18 protein-coding genes and 1 pseudogene are annotated in these 19,146 nt (G+C 38.4%); 7 read left to right on the top strand and 12 right to left on the bottom strand.

Going from position 1 to position 19,146, the window contains the following annotated elements:
• Nucleotides 1–374: 374 nt before the first annotated feature.
• Complete coding sequence (gene mtaC / locus QZZ23_RS07465) at nt 375–1,136, top strand: methanol--corrinoid protein MtaC (protein ID WP_292468390.1); 762 nt, start codon at nt 375–377, stop codon at nt 1,134–1,136.
• A 12-nt stretch (nt 1,137–1,148) separates the two neighbouring features.
• Nucleotides 1,149–2,534 carry a methanol--corrinoid protein co-methyltransferase MtaB gene (gene mtaB, locus QZZ23_RS07460; protein WP_292468388.1) on the top strand — a complete coding sequence of 462 codons (1,386 nt, stop codon included), beginning with the start codon at nt 1,149–1,151 and terminating at the stop codon, nt 2,532–2,534.
• A gap of 113 nt (nt 2,535–2,647) precedes the next feature.
• On the opposite strand, the gene QZZ23_RS07455 is transcribed toward mtaB, so the two are convergent.
• The 6 genes from QZZ23_RS07455 to QZZ23_RS07430 all read right to left on the bottom strand — a co-directional run bounded on the left by QZZ23_RS07455 (nt 2,648) and on the right by QZZ23_RS07430 (nt 10,493).
• Complete coding sequence (locus QZZ23_RS07455; protein WP_292468386.1) at nt 2,648–4,579, bottom strand: hydantoinase/oxoprolinase family protein; 1,932 nt, start codon at nt 4,577–4,579, stop codon at nt 2,648–2,650.
• A 224-nt stretch (nt 4,580–4,803) separates the two neighbouring features.
• Nucleotides 4,804–5,814 carry a methylcobamide:CoM methyltransferase MtaA gene (gene mtaA, locus QZZ23_RS07450; protein WP_292468383.1) on the bottom strand — a complete coding sequence of 337 codons (1,011 nt, stop codon included), beginning with the start codon at nt 5,812–5,814 and terminating at the stop codon, nt 4,804–4,806.
• 288 nt (nt 5,815–6,102) lie between these two features.
• Entirely contained in the window at nt 6,103–6,288 is a 186-nt protein-coding gene (locus QZZ23_RS07445) for an MM0924 family protein (protein ID WP_292468381.1), read from the bottom strand.
• 103 nt (nt 6,289–6,391) lie between these two features.
• Nucleotides 6,392–9,223 carry a DEAD/DEAH box helicase gene (locus tag QZZ23_RS07440; RefSeq protein ID WP_292468379.1) on the bottom strand — a complete coding sequence of 944 codons (2,832 nt, stop codon included), beginning with the start codon at nt 9,221–9,223 and terminating at the stop codon, nt 6,392–6,394.
• Nucleotides 9,220–10,068 carry a metallophosphoesterase gene (locus QZZ23_RS07435; RefSeq protein ID WP_292468377.1) on the bottom strand — a complete coding sequence of 283 codons (849 nt, stop codon included), beginning with the start codon at nt 10,066–10,068 and terminating at the stop codon, nt 9,220–9,222. The genes QZZ23_RS07440 and QZZ23_RS07435 overlap by 4 nt, the downstream gene beginning before the upstream one ends.
• 11 nt (nt 10,069–10,079) lie before the next feature.
• Nucleotides 10,080–10,493, bottom strand: coding sequence for a hypothetical protein (locus QZZ23_RS07430; protein WP_292468375.1), 414 nt, complete (start codon nt 10,491–10,493; stop codon nt 10,080–10,082).
• Between the two features lie 391 nt (nt 10,494–10,884).
• Here QZZ23_RS07430 and QZZ23_RS07425 point away from each other — a divergent pair, with 391 nt between their 5' ends.
• The gene (locus tag QZZ23_RS07425) at nt 10,885–11,229 is read left to right on the top strand and encodes a hypothetical protein (RefSeq protein WP_292468372.1); all 345 of its coding nucleotides are present in this window, start codon (nt 10,885–10,887) and stop codon (nt 11,227–11,229) included.
• A 105-nt stretch (nt 11,230–11,334) separates the two neighbouring features.
• Here the strand turns inward: QZZ23_RS07425 and QZZ23_RS07420 are convergent, their stop codons facing one another.
• Nucleotides 11,335–11,913, bottom strand: a complete 579-nt coding sequence (locus QZZ23_RS07420; protein WP_292468370.1) for a hypothetical protein — start codon at nt 11,911–11,913, stop codon at nt 11,335–11,337.
• Nucleotides 11,914–12,835: 922 nt separating this feature from the next.
• On the opposite strand from QZZ23_RS07420, the gene QZZ23_RS07415 reads away from it, so the two are divergent.
• Nucleotides 12,836–12,979 carry a hypothetical protein gene (locus QZZ23_RS07415; RefSeq protein WP_292468367.1) on the top strand — a complete coding sequence of 48 codons (144 nt, stop codon included), beginning with the start codon at nt 12,836–12,838 and terminating at the stop codon, nt 12,977–12,979.
• A 780-nt stretch (nt 12,980–13,759) separates the two neighbouring features.
• Here the strand turns inward: QZZ23_RS07415 and QZZ23_RS07410 are convergent.
• Nucleotides 13,760–14,914 (bottom strand): ISH3 family transposase, encoded by a 1,155-nt coding sequence (locus QZZ23_RS07410; protein ID WP_292468366.1) that lies wholly within the window; start codon nt 14,912–14,914, stop codon nt 13,760–13,762.
• Between the two features lie 342 nt (nt 14,915–15,256).
• Here QZZ23_RS07410 and QZZ23_RS07405 point away from each other — a divergent pair, with 342 nt between their 5' ends.
• Complete coding sequence (locus QZZ23_RS07405) at nt 15,257–15,649, top strand: N-6 DNA methylase (protein WP_366931327.1); 393 nt, start codon at nt 15,257–15,259, stop codon at nt 15,647–15,649.
• Between the two features lie 532 nt (nt 15,650–16,181).
• On the opposite strand, the gene QZZ23_RS07400 is transcribed toward QZZ23_RS07405, so the two are convergent.
• The 4 genes from QZZ23_RS07400 to QZZ23_RS07385 form a co-directional block, all read right to left on the bottom strand.
• On the bottom strand, nt 16,182–16,400 hold the full coding sequence (locus QZZ23_RS07400; protein WP_292468363.1) for a hypothetical protein: 219 nt from the start codon (nt 16,398–16,400) through the stop codon (nt 16,182–16,184).
• Between the two features lie 210 nt (nt 16,401–16,610).
• Nucleotides 16,611–17,162, bottom strand: coding sequence for a hemerythrin domain-containing protein (locus QZZ23_RS07395; protein ID WP_292468361.1), 552 nt, complete (start codon nt 17,160–17,162; stop codon nt 16,611–16,613).
• 52 nt (nt 17,163–17,214) lie between these two features.
• Complete coding sequence (locus tag QZZ23_RS07390) at nt 17,215–17,391, bottom strand: 4Fe-4S binding protein (protein ID WP_292468358.1); 177 nt, start codon at nt 17,389–17,391, stop codon at nt 17,215–17,217.
• Between the two features lie 343 nt (nt 17,392–17,734).
• Nucleotides 17,735–17,965 (bottom strand): ferredoxin, encoded by a 231-nt coding sequence (locus QZZ23_RS07385; RefSeq protein ID WP_292468356.1) that lies wholly within the window; start codon nt 17,963–17,965, stop codon nt 17,735–17,737.
• Between the two features lie 650 nt (nt 17,966–18,615).
• Between QZZ23_RS07385 and QZZ23_RS07380 the strand changes: the two genes are divergently transcribed.
• Together QZZ23_RS07380 and QZZ23_RS07375 are read left to right on the top strand one after the other, a co-directional pair.
• On the top strand, nt 18,616–18,750 hold the full coding sequence (locus tag QZZ23_RS07380; RefSeq protein ID WP_292468354.1) for a hypothetical protein: 135 nt from the start codon (nt 18,616–18,618) through the stop codon (nt 18,748–18,750).
• Nucleotides 18,751–18,927, top strand: a pseudogene (locus QZZ23_RS07375) (transposase); the annotation flags it as partial.
• Between the last annotated feature and the right edge of the window lie 219 nt (nt 18,928–19,146).

Genomic DNA, 19,146 nt, shown 5'->3' with positions numbered 1-19,146 from the left:
ATCAGCGTGATATATACATAAATAAGGAAGTACAACCGATACAGTGTAAATATAATCAGACTGCAGCCTATTAAAGAACCAGTAAAAAAGAAAACAGCAGAAACTGTTGAAAAATATATATACAATTTGTATTCGAATTATATTATAAAATACCGAAACCGTTATGTTTAAATACCAGCTTAGATTATGTAATTGTGTGGAAAGATGAAGTTAGTGAATGACTAAAGGTTGTTAGCAAATTGTTGTGGAGACATTTGCTGTATCAATCAGAGGCATGAACCAACAGATATCCATCTGCTGCTTTACAGCATACCTTCGCTTGAACGTATGACAAGTAGCAGGAAGGCAATCTAGATCTAAGGAGGTAGAATTAGATGGATATAGACCCAAGTAAAATATTAATAAGGTACAATGTGCAGAAAGAAAAAGCACAGTCACCAGAAGAGTTAGCAGCTGAGATGTTCCCTAAAGCAGAACCAGCAAGAACAATATGTGCTGCAATCTTTGATGGAGAAGAGGACGACGTTATCGAAGGCCTTGAGAAGGCAATCGAAGGCGGAGCAGACGCAATTAAGCTCATCGACGATGTGCTGATGGTCGGAATGAAGATCGTCACAGACCTGTACGACCAGGGCACAATCTTCCTGCCAAACGTTATGATGTCAGCAGATGCAATGCTCGAGGGTATCGAGTTCTGTAAAGAACAGGGCGGATCTGCACCTAAACCAAAAGGAAAGATCGTCTGCCACGTAGCAGAAGGTGACGTACACGACATCGGAAAGACAATCGTAGCAGCACTCCTCAGAGCAGCTGGCTTTGAAGTAGTTGACCTTGGCCGTGACTGCCCAGTCGATGAAGTAATCGCAGCTGTAAAGAAGGAAAGCCCAATGATGCTTACCGGAACAGCATTGATGACAACAACAATGTATGCATTCAAGGAAGTAAACGACAGACTTCTCGAATCTGGTCTCAAGGTACCATTCCAGTGTGGTGGCGGAGCAGTAAACCAGGACTTCGTAGTACAGTATGAACTTGGTGTATATGGAGAAGAAGCAGCAGATGCACCAAAGATGGCAAATGCAATCCTTGCAGGAAAAGGACTCGCACAACTCAAGGAGACTTTCCACAAACACTAAGGAGTGAGAGATATGGTTAAAAGATACACATCAATGGCATACAAAGCTGCTGACGACATGATCTTCGGTAAGTCAGTTTACCCAGTCAAGGCAGAACTCGGTTTAGAAGTAGGTGCAGGATACGTAACAGCAGAAGTTAACTACGCACCAAGACCTGAAGCAGGTGTCTCCAAGGAGAAACTCGTTTCTGAATACCGCAGACTTACAACCGACATCATGGCAAGAGCTGTACAGGTCGGTTTCCCTGCAGTATCACTGGAAACAGAACACGTAGAGCAGATGACCAACAACCCAACATGGGGAGGAGAAGTCGCTCACGTACAGAAGACAATCCTTGAAGAATACCACGAAGAATACGGAATCAAATGTGGTCTCAGACACACACCTGGTGACATCCGTGAAGACCGTGACCTTCTTGCACTGATTGGTGCAAAATATGACACCCTTATGGAGTCATTCGAAGCTGTTGCAGAAGCAGGAGCTGACTTCCTGTCCATCGAAACAATGGGCGGTAAGGAAATTCTTGACTACGCAATTCTCAGAAACGATGTACCTGGCCTCATTTACGGAATTGGCTGCCTCGGTTCAATTGACATGACCATGATTTGGTCTGACATAAGGAAGATCGCAGACAAGAAGGGTAGAATTGCAGCTGGTGACACAGACTGTGCACAGGCAAACACCGCAATGTTCATTGCTGGTGGTCTCCTCGACAAGAACCTTGCACACACCCTTGCAATCATTGCAAGAGCAATCTCTGCACCAAGAACACTCGCTGGATATGAAGCAGGTGCTCAGGGTCCAGGAAAGGACTGTGGATACGAGAACACAATCGTAAAGTCCATCACCGGATGCCCAATTGCTCAGGAAGGAAAGACCTCAACCTGTGCTCACTCTGACGTAATGGGTAACCTTGTCATGCAGTGCTGTGACCTCTGGTCAAACGAATCTGTTGAATACCATGCAGAATTCGGTGGTACCTCAGTACAGTGCTGGTCCGAATCCCTGAACTACGATGCAGCAATGCTTAACGTAGCAACAGAGACCGGAAACGCAAAGATGCTTCGTGACATCCTCGTACTCTCTGACAAGTACAGAGACCCACAGGGATACGTCCTTGCATACGACAACGCATACAAGGTAGGACAGGCAATCGTAAAGGACGGAGACGACCTTTTCCTCCGTGCAAAGAACGCAGCAATCTCAAGTGTTGACATCCTCAACGCAGCAGACAGCAAGAAACTCGTCATGTCCAAGTTCGAGATCAATGCACTCAAGGACGCAAAAGCATCACTTGACGCAATGACCGACGAATCCGAAACCTTCATGAGTGACTGCATGGAGAAATACAAGGCAGAGGTCGCTGTATTCAGACCAGATGCAAACTACAAGTTCTAAATTTAGAACTTGTTTCTTTTTTCTTTTTTTTCTTAATAGATTAATATTCCATACTGGATAGTATGTTCATTTTCAGATATTTTACAAAAAAAAATAGAATATTAATGTAAGAGTTACATTATGAATTTTTTAGGATAGCCTATTCCCGAAATTGTAATTATGGTTTCAAGAGGAGCATGCTTCCAACCCTCTGGTGAAAAAGTCTTTTTAGTCATCTTGACATCAATATTATCTTTACTTACACCACATTCACCCATGTAATCAAGAACCATATTTTTTCCATGTTTATTTGCATATTCCACAGCTTCCCGATATTTCTTAAAATCGTTCCTTCCAATTGGAGAAAATACAAGGTAGCCCTGATCAGGATCTGCAACAGAAATTGGTCTTATGATTATCTCAATTCTTTTGATACCTTTTCCAAAAAGAGCTCCTGCAGCATTTCCAACTTCCGCATGTTCAGGAATAATTATTTGTGCATCAATTATGCTTTCCATATTTTCCCGGTAAGCTGCAACTGGACCACCTAGCAAAACTACAGGGATATCTACCTTGAACCTGGCATTGAATTCCCCATCAACTATTTTTTTGATGCCTGACCTTTCGACATCAGGAAGAAGATAAGACATCAGATTAAAAGCCATGTTCCTTGCTACAATATCCTTGACATTATTGCAGAATTCAAGGGGGGTCATCTTATTAAGATTACTAAGCTTTTCAGCTCCTACTTTGGATGCCTCAACATCCCAGAAAGTATAATCGCCAAGTACATGAAGAGCATCCGTTGGAGTGAAACCGATTGCCTGTATCAATCGTTTCTGAATTAGTGAGTCAATCATAACAGTAGAAGGATACTTTTTAGACAAGCTGGCAATTTCATTCAGGCTCATTGGCTCATTACCGATTACTTTGAACATTTCAGTTTCCGACTCATCAAGGCCAATGGGTTCATATCCTGATCTCATGAAAAATTTGGTCGGTTGAATGTTCCTGTCAAGCACACTTCTTAAAGGAGCGACACTCTTTTTCAATTTGTCCAGGAATCCCGGATATTTAGAAGAGGCAAGGCAAAGAGGAATAACTCGCCTCGGTCCAATGTATATTGCTTTGGAACACGTCCACACATGACTATCACCACCCATCGCAGAAGTTTCCATCCTTGTTGCACGAACTTTGGTTTTCCAGCCACCCACAACAGCCCCTGTATCAGATAACTCCGGTACACCATTAGTTATTGCTGAAACATCGGTGCTTGTTCCACCAACATCCACCACTGCACATGTGTTTTTTCCTGAAAGGAAAGATGCTCCAACAAGACTTGCAGCTGGACCGGAAAAAATAGATTCTACAGGTTTTTCCAAGGCATCTTTCAAACCTACAACAGTACCATCACATTTTAGCATCAGTAATCTGGCATCAATATTTTTTCTTTTTATCTCATCCATTACAGAAAGAATAAATTTATGAGAAATTGGAAGTAACTGGGCATTCAAGGATGCAGTAACTGCTCTCTCATATGCACCAAGATCCTGGGAAAGTTCATGACCACAGACTACAGGCAATCCTGTCATTTCATGTATCACATCAGTAATGGCCATTTCATGTTCCGGATTTCGAATACTGAAAACAGATGAAACTGCAAAAGCAGCAACATCATCTTTAATCTTTTGAGTAAATTCCCGTACCGCACCAATATCAGGTTTTTCAATTTCCTCACCATTAAAACCATGACCACCAGAAATTGAAAGAACATATTTTGCCGGGAAATCGCCTTTTACAGGGTGTTCCCCAACAAGAATAAGAGCCACCGGACTTCCTGTACCTTCAAGCACTGTGTTTGTAGCAAGAGTCGTTGAAACGGATACGAGATTTACATTTTTAAGATACTGCGAATCAAGTCCATCGATCGCATTCCTGATACCTGCAACAAGATCAGGATATGTTGTAAGTGATTTATTCGAATCTACCACAGAAGCATCTGAATCCCTTACCAGAATAGCATCCGTATACGTACCGCCAGCATCAATTCCCAGACTATAGTGCATAATATTCCTCCATTTTGAAATTAAAAATCCAAAGTTAACTTTCAAAAGACGAATTCGTAGCCCAAATATCATATGAGCAATTAAAGATGCAACTAGGTTATATTAAAAATTTATGTTAACAGTGAATAATGAAAACAAAAGCAATAGAAGGAAAATTAATAGAAACTGAATAAAAAAATGCAGACACGACCATAGTTGAACTATGGCATGTCTGTTTAGAAAATTTATGCGTAGAATTCGTCTCTTGCTTCGACCATTGCTTTAAGGTTTGCAACTGGAGTGTCAGGTGCAATTCCACAGCCTGGTGCAAGTACATCGACGCCGTCTTCAAGAGCCTTTGTTGCAGCTGCCTTGACAGTTGCTGCATCGCCTGCAAGAAGAACAAAAGGACTTGAAACGTTACCACAGATTGTGACCTTTCCAGCTACTTTTGCTTTTGCGCCTGCAAGATCCTTTACCTTCTCTTCAATACTGATGGATGGGAAGTGGCAGTCTGCCATCATTTCAAGGATTGGTGATACATCGCCACAAACGTGGAGAATCATTGGGCCCTTGACACCATCTGCGAACTTCTGAAGGAATGGCTTGAGCTGCTTGTCAAATGTGTCTGGTGACATCAGGTCAGGTGAGGCTACTGGGTCTGGTACACTGATAACGTCTGCGCCTGCATCGAAGAGTGCGTTTGCATACTGGATACATGCATCACATGCGAAGTCAAGAATTGTGTCGAAGTCTGCTGGTGCCTTGATGGACCATTTCATGAACTTCTTTACACTTGCAAGGTCAGATGCAAGGGTAACTGGACCTTCCATACCTGCAATTATAGGTACTTCATCTCCTACTTTGTCCCTGATGAGTTTCATTGTTTCGAGTACAACAGGAATCCTGCCTACTGTAAGGAGATTCTCTGGCATAACAAGGTTGTCAACACCCTTTGGGTATGGGTGATCGGTAACTGAAGGCTGCCTGTTCTTTGTACCCATGTTGACTTCACAACCCATTGCTTCTGCAAGTACTGTGAGACAATATGGAGCTCTTACACCCTCAAGACCGCATACTTCGTATGATGCGATTGCAAGGTCTGCCATCTTCTGTGCGTCGGTGTGTGCCTCTGGCCATGCTGCACCGGTCTGATCCATAAGCTCAACAATAGCGGACTGTGTTACAGTGCAAACAGGTACTTTGTCGACTTCTTCACCTTTTAATGCTTTGAGTAATCTTTCTTTCATGTTCATAATGAATCCTTCTCTGTTGAGTAGATTTAAGTCACCCTGATTTGAGTAACATCAGATATAAAACTATTGGATTGAAGCAGAGGGAACATCAGATATAAAGCTATTGGATTGAAGCAGAGGGATGCAGAAAATTAGAAAAACTAAATTAATAGACATGAACAAATTGGTTTACAAGTATAGGCAAAATTGAAATTCATAAGAACTACTAAATAGTAAACATTTAGGAAAATAGCACATTAGAAAAATAAATTACTGAAAAGCAGGTATTCGTTTTTAGTTGCTTCTCATTTACTTTTTCTCATCGCTCCAGATTGCAATAATCTTATTAATGGCAATATGCGTATACATATCATTGTCCTTAATGGTCAAAACACCATCAGCACATGCTTCAACAACACCATAGAACCTGTCAGGACCACCACAATAGATATCAATTTTCTTTTGCAGATAATGCTCAACTATAAACGATTGCATTCTTAACCTCCCGATTTACTATCAAAAATACTTACCCATTTAAAGTCTGTACTTTTTTTATATTAAGATTACCTATACAACCAGCCTTACAAATAAAAGCATGTTAGCTCCAGAATCTTTTATTTTTAGCATAGTTCCTTTCAGCAACCAAAATATCACGATAGAATGCCTCTTCATCATGCCGCATTTTTTGTATAACCCTTGTTGCCATTTCCGGCCCTACACCCCTGCTTGCAAGTGCTACAACTGCCAGATTCCCATGAGTCATCACGATATTTGCATTCCTGTAAACCCTTCTTATACGTTTTATATCTTCTTTCGAAGTGACTTTATCCTGTTTTTTCACAAGCTTTATCTCTTCATCTTCCCACGGCTTCAAGGCAGCCACAAGACCGGAATCACAAACAGGACATATTATTTTTTCAGGAACATTTTTTACCATTCTTCTCGAGGTCCACTTCTTGCAATGTACACAGAAAAGTATCACATTATCATTCATGATACGTTCTTTCAAAGCCATAACAATAGACCTATCTGCCTTTTCCGGAGCTACTAGATCACGCTTCATGGAAAAACCACAACTTCCTAATGGTGTTGGGCCACTGACAACAATAAGAATCTTTCCTGAAGCCATTTGAGTAAGTATATCCGTAACCCTTTTCACATCCAGCATATTGTGAAAGATCTCCCTTATGACCTCATCATACATTGCAGTGTCACGATATATCTCAAGGAGTTTCTTCATGCTGATCCGATCATAATCCAAATTCTTACTAAGAGCACCGAACTTCCTGGCAACATGCACCATCTTCCATTTCATCAATGATGTGTTCTTCAAAGTCATCTCAATAATAGGTTCGATATGTTCCGGCTGAATATCCCTCAAAAGAACCTCAATCTCCTTTGCCTTTATCCTGCGTGGAAGTGTCATTCGTATCCTGTAAGGATCAATTTCCTGTGCAACACTGCTTCCATACCTTGCAGCGAGAAGGGAAGTGAGAACTTTTGCCAGTGTCTCGTTCGCATTATGACCAAGGCAGGTGTTTATAAGAACAGCTTCACCATCATTCTCTATAACGAACATATGCTGATCAGGCAAGGGATAACCACCTTCAACATGTTCCTTCAGGATAGAGAGCAAATCTTCCAGAGCTTCAGGTCCTATAGGATAAACAGAACATACTTCTTTTGCAATGTCCTCGTCGTCTTTTTCATCATGGATCGTACCCGCAACTAAGGAACGAATGCTGGCAACTTCCTGAGCCACCTCAAATGGCACCGGAATCTCCTCACCGACCCAGCTTGGTATTTCACCCATACCTCTTACAGGTTCCACTTTTATTCTGTCACGGTCACTGACCATCTCAATGACCCGCCACATATCCCCCTTGGTAATGAAAACAGCCCCGGGAGTTGCAAAATTAATAACAAAAGCCTCGTCCAGAACACCCACTGACCTGCCGGTAACAATATCGAATATCTCGTACTTTCTCTCATCAGGTATCATAGAGAGGTTCTCGTAATAATATTGCCAGCTTTTTCTCCGTCGACTGATAGAATCCGAGCCTTCTTCCTGCCAGACCATCCGATATTCCAGTATCTGACTGACGACTTTCCTGAGAACCTCTATCTTAAGGTCTTTGAAAGGATATGCACGTTTCAAGATGCTGTATATCCGGTCAATTCCAACTTCGCCAAAATCAAGCACCAATCCGGATAGCTGGTTAGCGATTACATCAAGAGAATTCATATGAGGAGATATCGACTCAACTTTACCGTCCATGGCCAGCCTGCAAATTGCCATGCTCTCTGCAATATCATCGGCATCCATGGCAATGATAGTACCTCTGGAGATCTCATGTATCCTGTGTCCCGCGCGCCCTACACGTTGCAGAAGCCTTGAAACCTGTCTAGGGGAGCCGTACTGCACCACATGATCCACATTGCCAATATCAATACCCAGCTCCATTGATGAAGTGCATATAAGACCTCGAAGGTCTCCGTTTTTAAATGATTCTTCCGCCTCAATACGGGAATCCACTGAAAGAGAACCGTGGTGAACTCCAACAGGAAGCTCCATCATATTAAACCCTGCTGCCAGTGCCTCTGCACTCTGTCTTGTATTTACAAAAACAAGAGTGGAAACATTATCCATAACTATGTCCCTGACGCAACGCAGATGTGCAGCGAAGTTAACATCACATGCCAGTTTCTTTGAGATCGCTACGTCCTCATCTGTCACATGTGGACTCACTACTTTGAAATCCAGAAGCTTTAGCATGGAAACAGAAACAATGGAAACATCCCTATCCGAGCCAGCAAGGAATTTTGCCACCTCATCCGGATTTCCCACTGTGGCTGAAAGCCCTATTCTCTGAAATTCACCTGAAAGTTCCACAAGCCTTTCAAGACCCACTGCAAGCTGGGTTCCTCTTTTAGACGAGGCCATCTCATGTATCTCATCCACAACAACATGAGTCACATATTCCAGGTTCTTCCGCAGGCGTGAACCTGTAAACATTGCCTGCAGAGTTTCCGGAGTAGTTATCAGGAAATCAGGAGGCTTTCGGGATTGTTTCTGCCTCTCATACTGTGAAGTATCTCCATGCCTTACCTGCACATCAATTCCAAGTTCATTCCCCCACCACTGGATACGTGAGAGCATATCACGATTAAGAGCACGCAGAGGAGTGATGTAGAGAACTGATATACCCGTTCTTTGTTCCTGAGTCTTGGCAAGAATGGAATGGAATATGGGAAGGACTGCTGATTCGGTCTTACCAGAACCTGTAGGTGCAATAAGAAATGTGTGATCTCCTTTCATGATATATGGAAATACCTGTTCCTGAGGTTCAGTGGGAGCCTTAAATCCCTGTTTTTCAAGGGCAACTTGTATCCGTGGGTCGAATGAATCAAAAAAATTTCCAAAACTCATTTTTTAGCTCTCTTTCTTTTTCTTCTTGAGGGACGCATCTTGCTCTCTTCCAGCTTCCTTATGTTCTTCAGTTTCCCGAGATTTGTTCCGTCCAGAAGATAGGCTTCCGCATTGTCAATATCCACACCCTTTGATGAGAACAGAGGTCCAAGCAGATCATCATGCAGGGATTCATTAAAAGCCACACCACCACATAATTCATTGAATGACGGCACGATTATAAGTTCAGGGTCATTCCAGTTACCATTTTCCTTTTCCAGCTCAAGACTTGTGAAATGTTCCTGAAGTGCCTGAAGATTCAGATGAGTCCTTATCCAGCTTTGCTCTACTGTAGCATACCCCAGAGAGTCAGTGAAACGAATAGTCGGATGATTGTGAGCAGCAATAATGTATTTTGCGCAGAGCAAAGAAGGGTCTGGCCAGGTATGCCCGTGGAAATAGCCCACACCCTCTATTACAGAACCACGTACAGGATGTACTGTTATATTCTTTCTTTCAGGCAGCAGGTACTCGATACCACCATCGTGGTTCCCAGGGAAGATGTCCACCATTGCATGATCGGAAAGCATTAAAAGAAAATAGGGAATCTCATCCCGTTCCTGCCAGGATATCTGAGGTACATTGTGCTTCACATCACCAAGCAGGATTATTCTGTCGGGTGAAACCTGTTCGATATACCCGAGTATTCGTTCAAGACCTTGTTTCATGCGGCTTGGAATGGAGAATCCACTTCTATAGAGATCCCACTCTATCCCAAGGTGTATATCAGCAATTACCAGTGCCCTTGTTTCGTTGTTTACTACAAGTGCAGGTTCATCAAAAACCGGATCGATCTCTATTGTCATTTTAATGGAAATTAATGTTTGTCTTTTTCAGCCATGCGATCCATCTTTTTAGACAGCTCAATGACAGCGGTTTTTAGTTCTTCGATCTCACTCTCGATGTCCAGAACCTTGTTGAAAAGAGGACTTCTGTCATCCTTGATGGCCTGTTCCTGTGCAAACCGCTGTTTGCTCGGGAACACATACACATAGGTCAGCCACATGCCTATGAATGCCGCAATGAATAATGCTGCAAGGAAGAAAAGGTAATGAGGAAAGAGTGTTCTCATGAAACTGTCCCCTGAACTATAATACTGAAGCCTTGTTATCATCAGGAAATTCAGAAGAGAGAAAAGGAACATAGTCTCACCTACGATTATTAGAATCCCACCTACCTTTGTAGACATCTTACGCTGTTTCGGGACTATCTTGTTGATAATATAACTCATTTAGAGAAGATTGGTTTTATGTGATATTTAGATTATGTAACTTGAACTGTGCGAGTCCATTTAAGCAAGTAATGTAAATTATATTCGGGCAATCAATGATGTTACAGGACAGGGTAGTTTCTATCTTGCTAAATTCATCGAAATGGCTTCTGCTGTTGAAACCCTTCGGGGAGTTACACTTCGTTTCACCATGCCCTGTGCTCATATTATCTTGGGGAGAGGAAGATAGGTGTTTCAAAAATGGTGCATTTCAGGAGAGAAGATTAGAATGCAGACAGATATACTTCACACGGAAATAAGTGAGATCATGAAGATGATGCCCTAAATAGAGGGTTAGTTCTCTTCATTTTCAATTGATCCTGTACAGTTTGGAAACAATAAACTGGAAGAAATGGGCTCAATACTTGGTGAAAATTATTTTGAAGAAAAAGGATGTGAATTAAATATTTCCAAATCATTCAGTATCAATATGGCAAAAAAAGAGAGTGCATACGAATTACCCGAAAATCAAAAAGAAGCCCTGGATAATTGGATAACGTTAAATATACTCCCCCAAAAAACACCAGAGAAACCTTACGCCAGTTATGCGCTTAAACTTTTATTTGAAGAATCACCAGATGGTTTCTTTATCGCAAATCCGCAGTTTAAAGAAGCGATGGTCAGATGTGGATTCTCACCTGTAAATAAAAATAAACTAAATTGGGATTTTCGAGTTTCCCTAAATCTTCAGGGCTGAAAAAATCTAAATGAGGATGCAGAGCTAAGATATAGTGATTAAGCGTTCCAATTTCCCATAGATAAGACTAATTTTATACAACTTCATATTTTTATGCAACAATAACTAATGTTTGACATTTGGATTATCTATCATATAACATAGAGCTAACTCCAACGATTCATTTATATCTAAAGTAAGTCCAATAAGCGCAGTTTCCATTATAAAAAGTGTCTGATTAACCAATTTATGAGCATTTTTCTGAAAGTTTTTATTATCCCAATTGTTTATCTTTGGGCCCATTATCTGCAACTCAGCATGCCTTATAAAATTTGGATGACAAGCTTCACAGAGATAATTGTAATTTTCCTCTGCCTCTGGACATATATCATTAAGAGAGCGGATAAAATCCAGAATATGAACCGAAGTTATGTTAGAAGTGCCTCCCCACGGCAACTCTATATTAGAACGACTCCCTGTTATTAAACGCGTGGTCTTTGATTGAGTGACTTCAAAATTATCATTCATTCCTTTAATTATGTTATGAGCGTAATGGACAGACCCCCAAATTTCATATATCATTCGGATAGGTAGGGTAACAGCATTGAATAATCCGTTGTTCCAAAGAAGGACAAATGCTTCGCTCAATTCTGTGGCAACTGTTGCTTGGTTTGTAACGTATAGGGAGAGTTTTATGGCTTCCATCTCCTTTGGACAAGGATGATATTTTAAAGGGATATCTGGAAGATTAGTTATAAGACTCAAATTCTTTATTGGAGTCCATTTTTTTATTAATTCTATTCTATTAGAATAGATTGAAGGTTCTGTTTCCCACTTGCCTATCTTGTTTTCTGAAAAATAATCAAATTGTACCAGTATTTACCCACCAGTTAATCTTAGTTAAAAAATAGATTCGATGTTTAACAAATAAATCATTATTAATGGTCTAAGTGACTGTTATAAATAAATAACCACTTTAATGGACATAAACTTTAGTATAAAATAGCATTTTTTAGAGATGCACAAATAATTTCAATAGATATTCCACAGAGTTCCATAGCTGCCAATTAAAGGAAAAACTTCAACAGCATTTTAAAAAACGCTTTTTTCATTATATGTAAAATCTGATTTTTCGAAGTATAGCTTCATTATGGAAAAAATCTTCCGTTTAGGTTGACTAATCAAAAGTTGCCCACAGTTGAGATTGTAGCAGGAGGATTTCCACAAAGTCCTAATTTCATAATCTCTACAAAAGCGAACTTGAAACAAAGAAACCTTAATGAACAAGGTTACAACTTATGGCAACATTAATACAATAAAATGTATCCTATAATAACATATTTAATCGTTACCTAATTATATTTACTACATAACCTGTATAGAAGTTTCCTTTTTTTGTATGAAGGATAATTTGGTACGCTTTCAACAAAATTGACTGATTCGTACCAAGTTCGTTATCTCTTTTCATCAATAAACTTAAAATGTGATGCAACATTTCGTATCATTTGTTGCATTATCTCCATTTCGGCAAGATGTACTTCAAGTCAAATTGGTCTATTGACATCGTTTCTAAAACTCCCCACACATTCACACAATTTTTAGATAGTAATTGTTGTGTTTTTATAAGATGAGTAAAATAAAAATTGAAGTAAAAACAAATAGATATCACAAGGAATGGTTAAGGCCAGATGAAGTTAAGAAAATACTAGCATTGCCAGACATTGATGAAAAGTATGAGGGTAATGCATTGATAGCGCTAAGTATCGTATAACCAAATAGCAGTGTTACAGATGCTAGAGGACACACATTATAGAGAAAATAATCTGTGCTTTCTTTTATTGTTGTTTTATCCATATAACAACCTTTTTAATATGATCTTTGATTTGTTTTGTATTCCAATTTTATTGAAAGCATCACATAATAGACATGCAAGTTTCAATCTTTGTTTTAGCTGAGCTTGCTATCAAATGCATATAATAACAAAAATGTGGTAGTTATAAAAGTATAAAAAAGTTTTCTTTTTCTCTGCAAATTTGTATTTGTTATACATTATAATGAAAATCAAAAATCTATTAAAACAATAAATGATTAGGCTCTGTAGAAAACAGCTCTAAATAAGCATCATCTGGACGAAATTAGCATATTTTATCATAATCAGAGAATATTTTTAAAATAATTGTCGACTTTCGTTATTATCAGAATATTGAAGATTTCTACAGAGCCTAAGAATCTAAATCTCAATTTTTATTGCCAAATTTTTATGAAACATCTGAACAGTTTAAATTAATTATATAGAAATCTCTTGAAAAGTACCCTTATTATACCGATTGGTACTTTTCAGCACTTTTCTAAAAAATAATTTTCAACTGTTTAGATATTACGCAAATTTTTGAATAAAAAAATTGAGATGATAGTGTATTATCAATTATTGCATGGACTCTTCTTATCACAATATAATTGCATTGATCTCCGATTAAGGAGTTTTCTACACATAGATATAATATCAGTACTTTGCTAATTTTCCATCCTTTTTGCTTTTACCGCAATCATTCTACCTCAAACACTGCACAACTAGCTGAATCCTTAGCTTTCTTCTAAGCCATTCCCCAACAAACAGAATAAATCGATCAAATCTGAACTTGTCCTCATCAATTGTCTGAGGACCTTGCTTTACAATCGTGAAATGCTTTTTCTGAATGTAGAGCCATGTATTTCTAAGCAGGAACGATATCAATGCAAAGAAATACCTTAAAGTAACGTCTCTTGTAGATGTTTTTGGTTTGACTATATTTCTCATTCGATAAGATGATTCAATAGCAAACCGTCTTCTGTATACATTGCTGATCTTCCTAGGTTTCCATTCAAGTCCATAAACTACAAATCCAAGATTTTCACATCCTGTTTTGTTTCTTTTACCTTTCAGATACTTGACATCGATTACAATATCCAATCTAACCTCTTTCTTCTGAGGATTCTTCATTACATATTCAGTATATCTTGCATTTCTGCCGATAAGTAGTAGCTTGATCTTGTTTCCTCTTTTTACTACAGGTGTTATATGAGGAATCTCTTTGTTTTGTAAAAATTTAAAAACATCAACAGAATAAAATCCTCGATCCAAACAAAGAACCTTAATCTTTAGATTTAGATTATTTATCGTATCAAGAAAATAGTTGAGGTAATAGACTGTTGTTTTACTTTTCTCCATTGGAAGAACAGATATAGTGAATCTCTCGTTCTTGTTTATTATGGATAATGAAGCGTATGAATAAAATGAGTTTGTTGACTTCTTGGCCTGACTACGTATCACATAGTTTTCATTGGATGAATTCGTTTTTCCATAATAAGGATCATTGGTAAAATCGATAGCAAACTCATACTTCTTCTCTGTTTTCAGAGTATTAATAGGACCTTGAAGCAGGATCTTTTTATTTATCCTGATAAGCTCTTCAAGATTCAGTTTCCTGAGATGATATCTTGTAGATGTTTCACAAGGAATCTGTTGATAGTGTTTTGATATGGAATGGATCGAACTATTCTCTACTGCCATACATATGGCAGTATAAAACAGGTCTTTACAGGTAAGTGAACCATTGATGTTAATGGTGATATTATCTGTAAGGGATTTTAGAACAGTATCAATGCATTCTTTAGGTCTTAATTCGACTTTAGCACAGGTGTTTGGATTGGATGCTAGAAGAGACATATGGCGGCGTTCCCGCCGCATATAAAGCTATCGAAAGGTAATTTTGGATTTATTGTTAAAATTAGCAAAGTACTGAAATAAGCAAAAATAAAACTCTATAATTTTCCTTCGGAACGTTGCACTATATTTTAGCCCTTCGGGGAATATAACAAGGATTTAGAGGTTCACTCCGTTGCACTCGTTCACCCAAATTTTTGCTTCGCAAAAACTTCTCTAAATCCCGATGTTATATGAAAAGAATTTGCCGCCAAACTTGGTGAAGCCCAAAGTTCCGCTAAAATCGGAACGAAAAACTTAAAATCGTCCAATCCGAAAGGGTCGTTTCCGCAGGCGTGCGGAAGGGTGGTCTGGTTCTATGACATGGAAGCAGACGGTTACTCTCTGGATGACAAGAGAACTCCAATTGATAAGAGAGGGGATATTCTTGATATAATTGAGAGGTACAAGAACAGGAAAACAGAGAATCCTCAGGACAGGAAGGGTAAATGCTTCTATGTTCCATTTGATGAAATCAAGGAAAATAACTACGACCTCTCACTTTCCAAGTATAAGGAAATAAAATACGAAGAGATTGATTATGAATTGTTTATTGATTATGAAACAGGAGAGATGAAGCAAGGATCTCAGTATTTCAAGCAACTTAGCAGGACAATAATAGAGTATGCCAATCATCCTGAATCCAAATTTGATGGTGATATAGGAATATTTGAATGGAAGCATGTTCTGGCAATGTAATAAGTGGCAATGATATAAATGGTAATTATATAATATAGAGGATTTCGATAAACCCGGAAATCTGGGTATCGGCATATAAACCCCTTATATGCAATTGGTTAAAATCGAAGGTTTATCGAAATCCTCTATAATATATTACACCAAACTCAAAGAAAAATAGCATGAGTGCATTCCATCTCCTTCTTTGCATATATCGTACATTTTCATTTAGTCCCATTCAAACTGACCATCATCTTTGATGACAGAATGGGTCAAAAATGACGGTTTATACACGGAGATTTTGTGTCCGTCCATACATTGACCTGCCTGAATCCATCAGTGGCTTATAAACGATTTTGGAGGCACTTGAATGCATGATTACAGTTCGTATTGTCATATTCTTTTTCTTGATATCAAAGCCTTTTATTTGATTATTTATAGTTTCGATAAATTTTGATTTTTTAAGAGCATTTCCAACCTTTCTTTTACATGGTTATTGAGAATAAATGGTTTATCAGCTTCGGAGTTCTTCTTCATATACTGTAATGTACCCTTAGAGCATCTCATCTTTTTCATAATAAGAAATGCTTACTACCTTAAGCAATGCTGAAACACCATATTCACAGTTAACTTCGTCATCCATTGCAAACAATGCATTCACTGTGTGCCGTCTGAGCTGGCTCTGTCCTGAAAGCTTGGGATTCTTTGGCAAAGGTGGGAAGAAATAGTGTTGGGTGTGAGGAGTCCACAGGAATAAATGCTCTCGTTTCAATAGGGGCACTGTACTCCTAAACGTGAACTTCCGGGTGAGCCTACCCTCAACCATCTTATAGAGCCAATTGCATATATTTGATTTGACCGTCAAGTATCAGTGAAACATTTTCATTGAACCTGATTTTTTTTCTGATACAATAGCAATAGCATCCCTATAGCTATCTTTATTTTGATTGGTTATCTTTTATCTAACAGAGCCAAACTTTGTTCATAGATAAATATCAGCCAGTTGGTGAAGCATTTCATGTAATTGTTCACATTTGTTCATTCCAATCTTTTCCTTTACCACAATCTCAAATTCTTCAAACAACTCTTGATTCTCCTTATCTGAGAGTTTCTTTTCAGCCATCGTGAAAAGGATTTTATTTTCTTTATTAAAGTGTTGAGTCAAGAGCTTGATATAGTTCCTTCCATACTTAATTATTTTTGAACGACTCTCTAAATCTATATTTTCATGATTAGAAATAGCTTCAACTATAATACTTGCATATTCACGACCAACTTTGTGCTCTGCTATAAGCACACCAATTAGTTTTTTAGATTCCTCGCCATTAATAGATTCCAACTTAGGGAACAAAAACTCTTCTTCCTTTCCATGATGGCACTCATCCACAAAAACAACCATGAAATCATATAGCTGTTTAATGTGTACCGGGTCAATATTTTCCCCTGCATCGAGTAGTTCACAGATCCTTCCCATAACATCAAGCATTAAACTTATTTCATTGTGTTCATGCCTCAAATCTTCAATACCCATCATTCTTATTTATCCCCAGTTCTGAATTTCTCATAATTCGTCGAATAAAAGGTGTTCACTCTATTGAAATAGCTTCAACTGGGCAAACATCTACACAATTTCCAGAGTCTATACACGAATTTAAATCAACAACCGCAATGCTTTCGTCGTCCAGCAAAATGGCTTCCATTGGACAGATATTAACACATTGACCACATCCTGTGCACAGTTCTCTATTTACAATCGCTACCATTATTTCACTCCACATTTTCTTTTTTTCAAATAAAATATTTATCCCTAATTTATAAATTATCGAATAAATAACTGTCTCATTCCATTTCTATATATTACTTCATATATTATAGAGGATTTCGAAAAACCCTATTTTTTGAAACTCGGCATATATACTCCTTATAAGCAATTGGTTGAAAGTGGGGGTTTATCGAAATCCTCTATAGACTCTGCAGAAACCCTCTCAAAAAGGGAACCAGTCAATTACAGTGAGCAAATATGGTCATGTTCTGAAGTACTTTGAAAAATTGTTAACATGATAAGTCTCATGAATTTAGAGTTTTTCTACAGCCGATTTTCAAATCTCAACCATCGTTTCCAATTGCCTCTACAGGACACTCATCCAGAGCATTCTCACAAACATGCTTCTCTTTTTCATTTTCTGGTTGCTTGAATACGTAGGCTGTAGAATCATCATCCTTCATCTTGAAGTTTTTAGGTGCGTTGCCCTCACAAAGTCGGCAGCCTATACAGTCATCATCAACATAATAAGCACCATCAACATTCTCAGCTAACTTATTTTCCTTCATTGCCATTGTATTTCCCCATATTTTTGATTTATGTTCGGCATGATATTTCAAGCTGCGTTTTTCTATGAAACCGATTTCAAAACTTCTGGTTAACTTTTTTCCAATACGACATAGAGCATGCGATATCTAATAATCCTTTGAAAACCACATTAAACCTTTCATATCAGATTGCTATCTTTCTAAAGAGTATCTTCAACTCTGAATGAATAGCTCTATCAACCTCTTCTACGATATGGTTCATATTCGAATCGAGTAGGCATTGCACTTCCACAGTAATTCCCCATTTGTTGTACGGATTTTGTATCCATTGTTCTATGTTGAAATATTAAATAAAAGTCTTTTGGAAAGCATTGTCTGCAATTTTTATTTTGAATGATATCTTAATATTACATTTTTTACGGTGTAATAGGAGAATGTTTAAAAGAAGTATTGAAGTAGGGTTCTGTAGAATACCTCCAAATTCAAACAAATGTTCAAGTTAATAAAACTTCGATATGGTCTCTATTATATTGATTATTTTCATAATTTCAGCTATAGATTGTGATTTCAATAAGTTTGCTATAGTGCCTAAAAGGTAACATAACTGATTTGCTGTAAAATGTGATAGTCCTGTACCTTTTTAGAATGTTTTAGGCTAACTAAGAAGGTACATGACCATGAACCTATGTGACCAGTTAGAAGATTATTTTGTCGATAGCGAAGATGCTGTAAGAACCCTTATAACCTGGTTCTTGAACAAGATTATAGAAGTTGAGGCTTTACAGCAATCAGGTGCAGGAAAAGATGAATGAAAAACTATAAGGAATACGAATATCTTAGAAAGGATTAACAAGGAACTCAAAAGAAGAAGTAAGGTCATTTGGGTATTCCCTAATAACGAGTCGCTATTGAGACTGCAAGTCTCAATATTGATAGATATCAACGAAGAATGGATCACAGGAAATAGATATTTATCTATGGAAGATTAAGGACAGATAGGAGTATAGGGATTTTACAGCAAATATGAGACGCTACCAAAGGTTATGGGGAGAAAGCAGAATATAGAGGATTTCGAAAAACCCTATTTTTTGAAACTCGGCATATATACTCCTTATAAGCAATTGGTTGAAAGTGGGGGTTTATCGAAATCCTCTATATTAACTTCTCAGTGGGATTAAGACTATGTTTTCAGATGTAGAGATCAAATT

This window comes from Methanolobus sp. (assembly GCF_016278385.1).
GTDB lineage: Archaea > Halobacteriota > Methanosarcinia > Methanosarcinales > Methanosarcinaceae > Methanolobus.
This window is presented reverse-complemented; position numbering and strand designations above follow the sequence as displayed.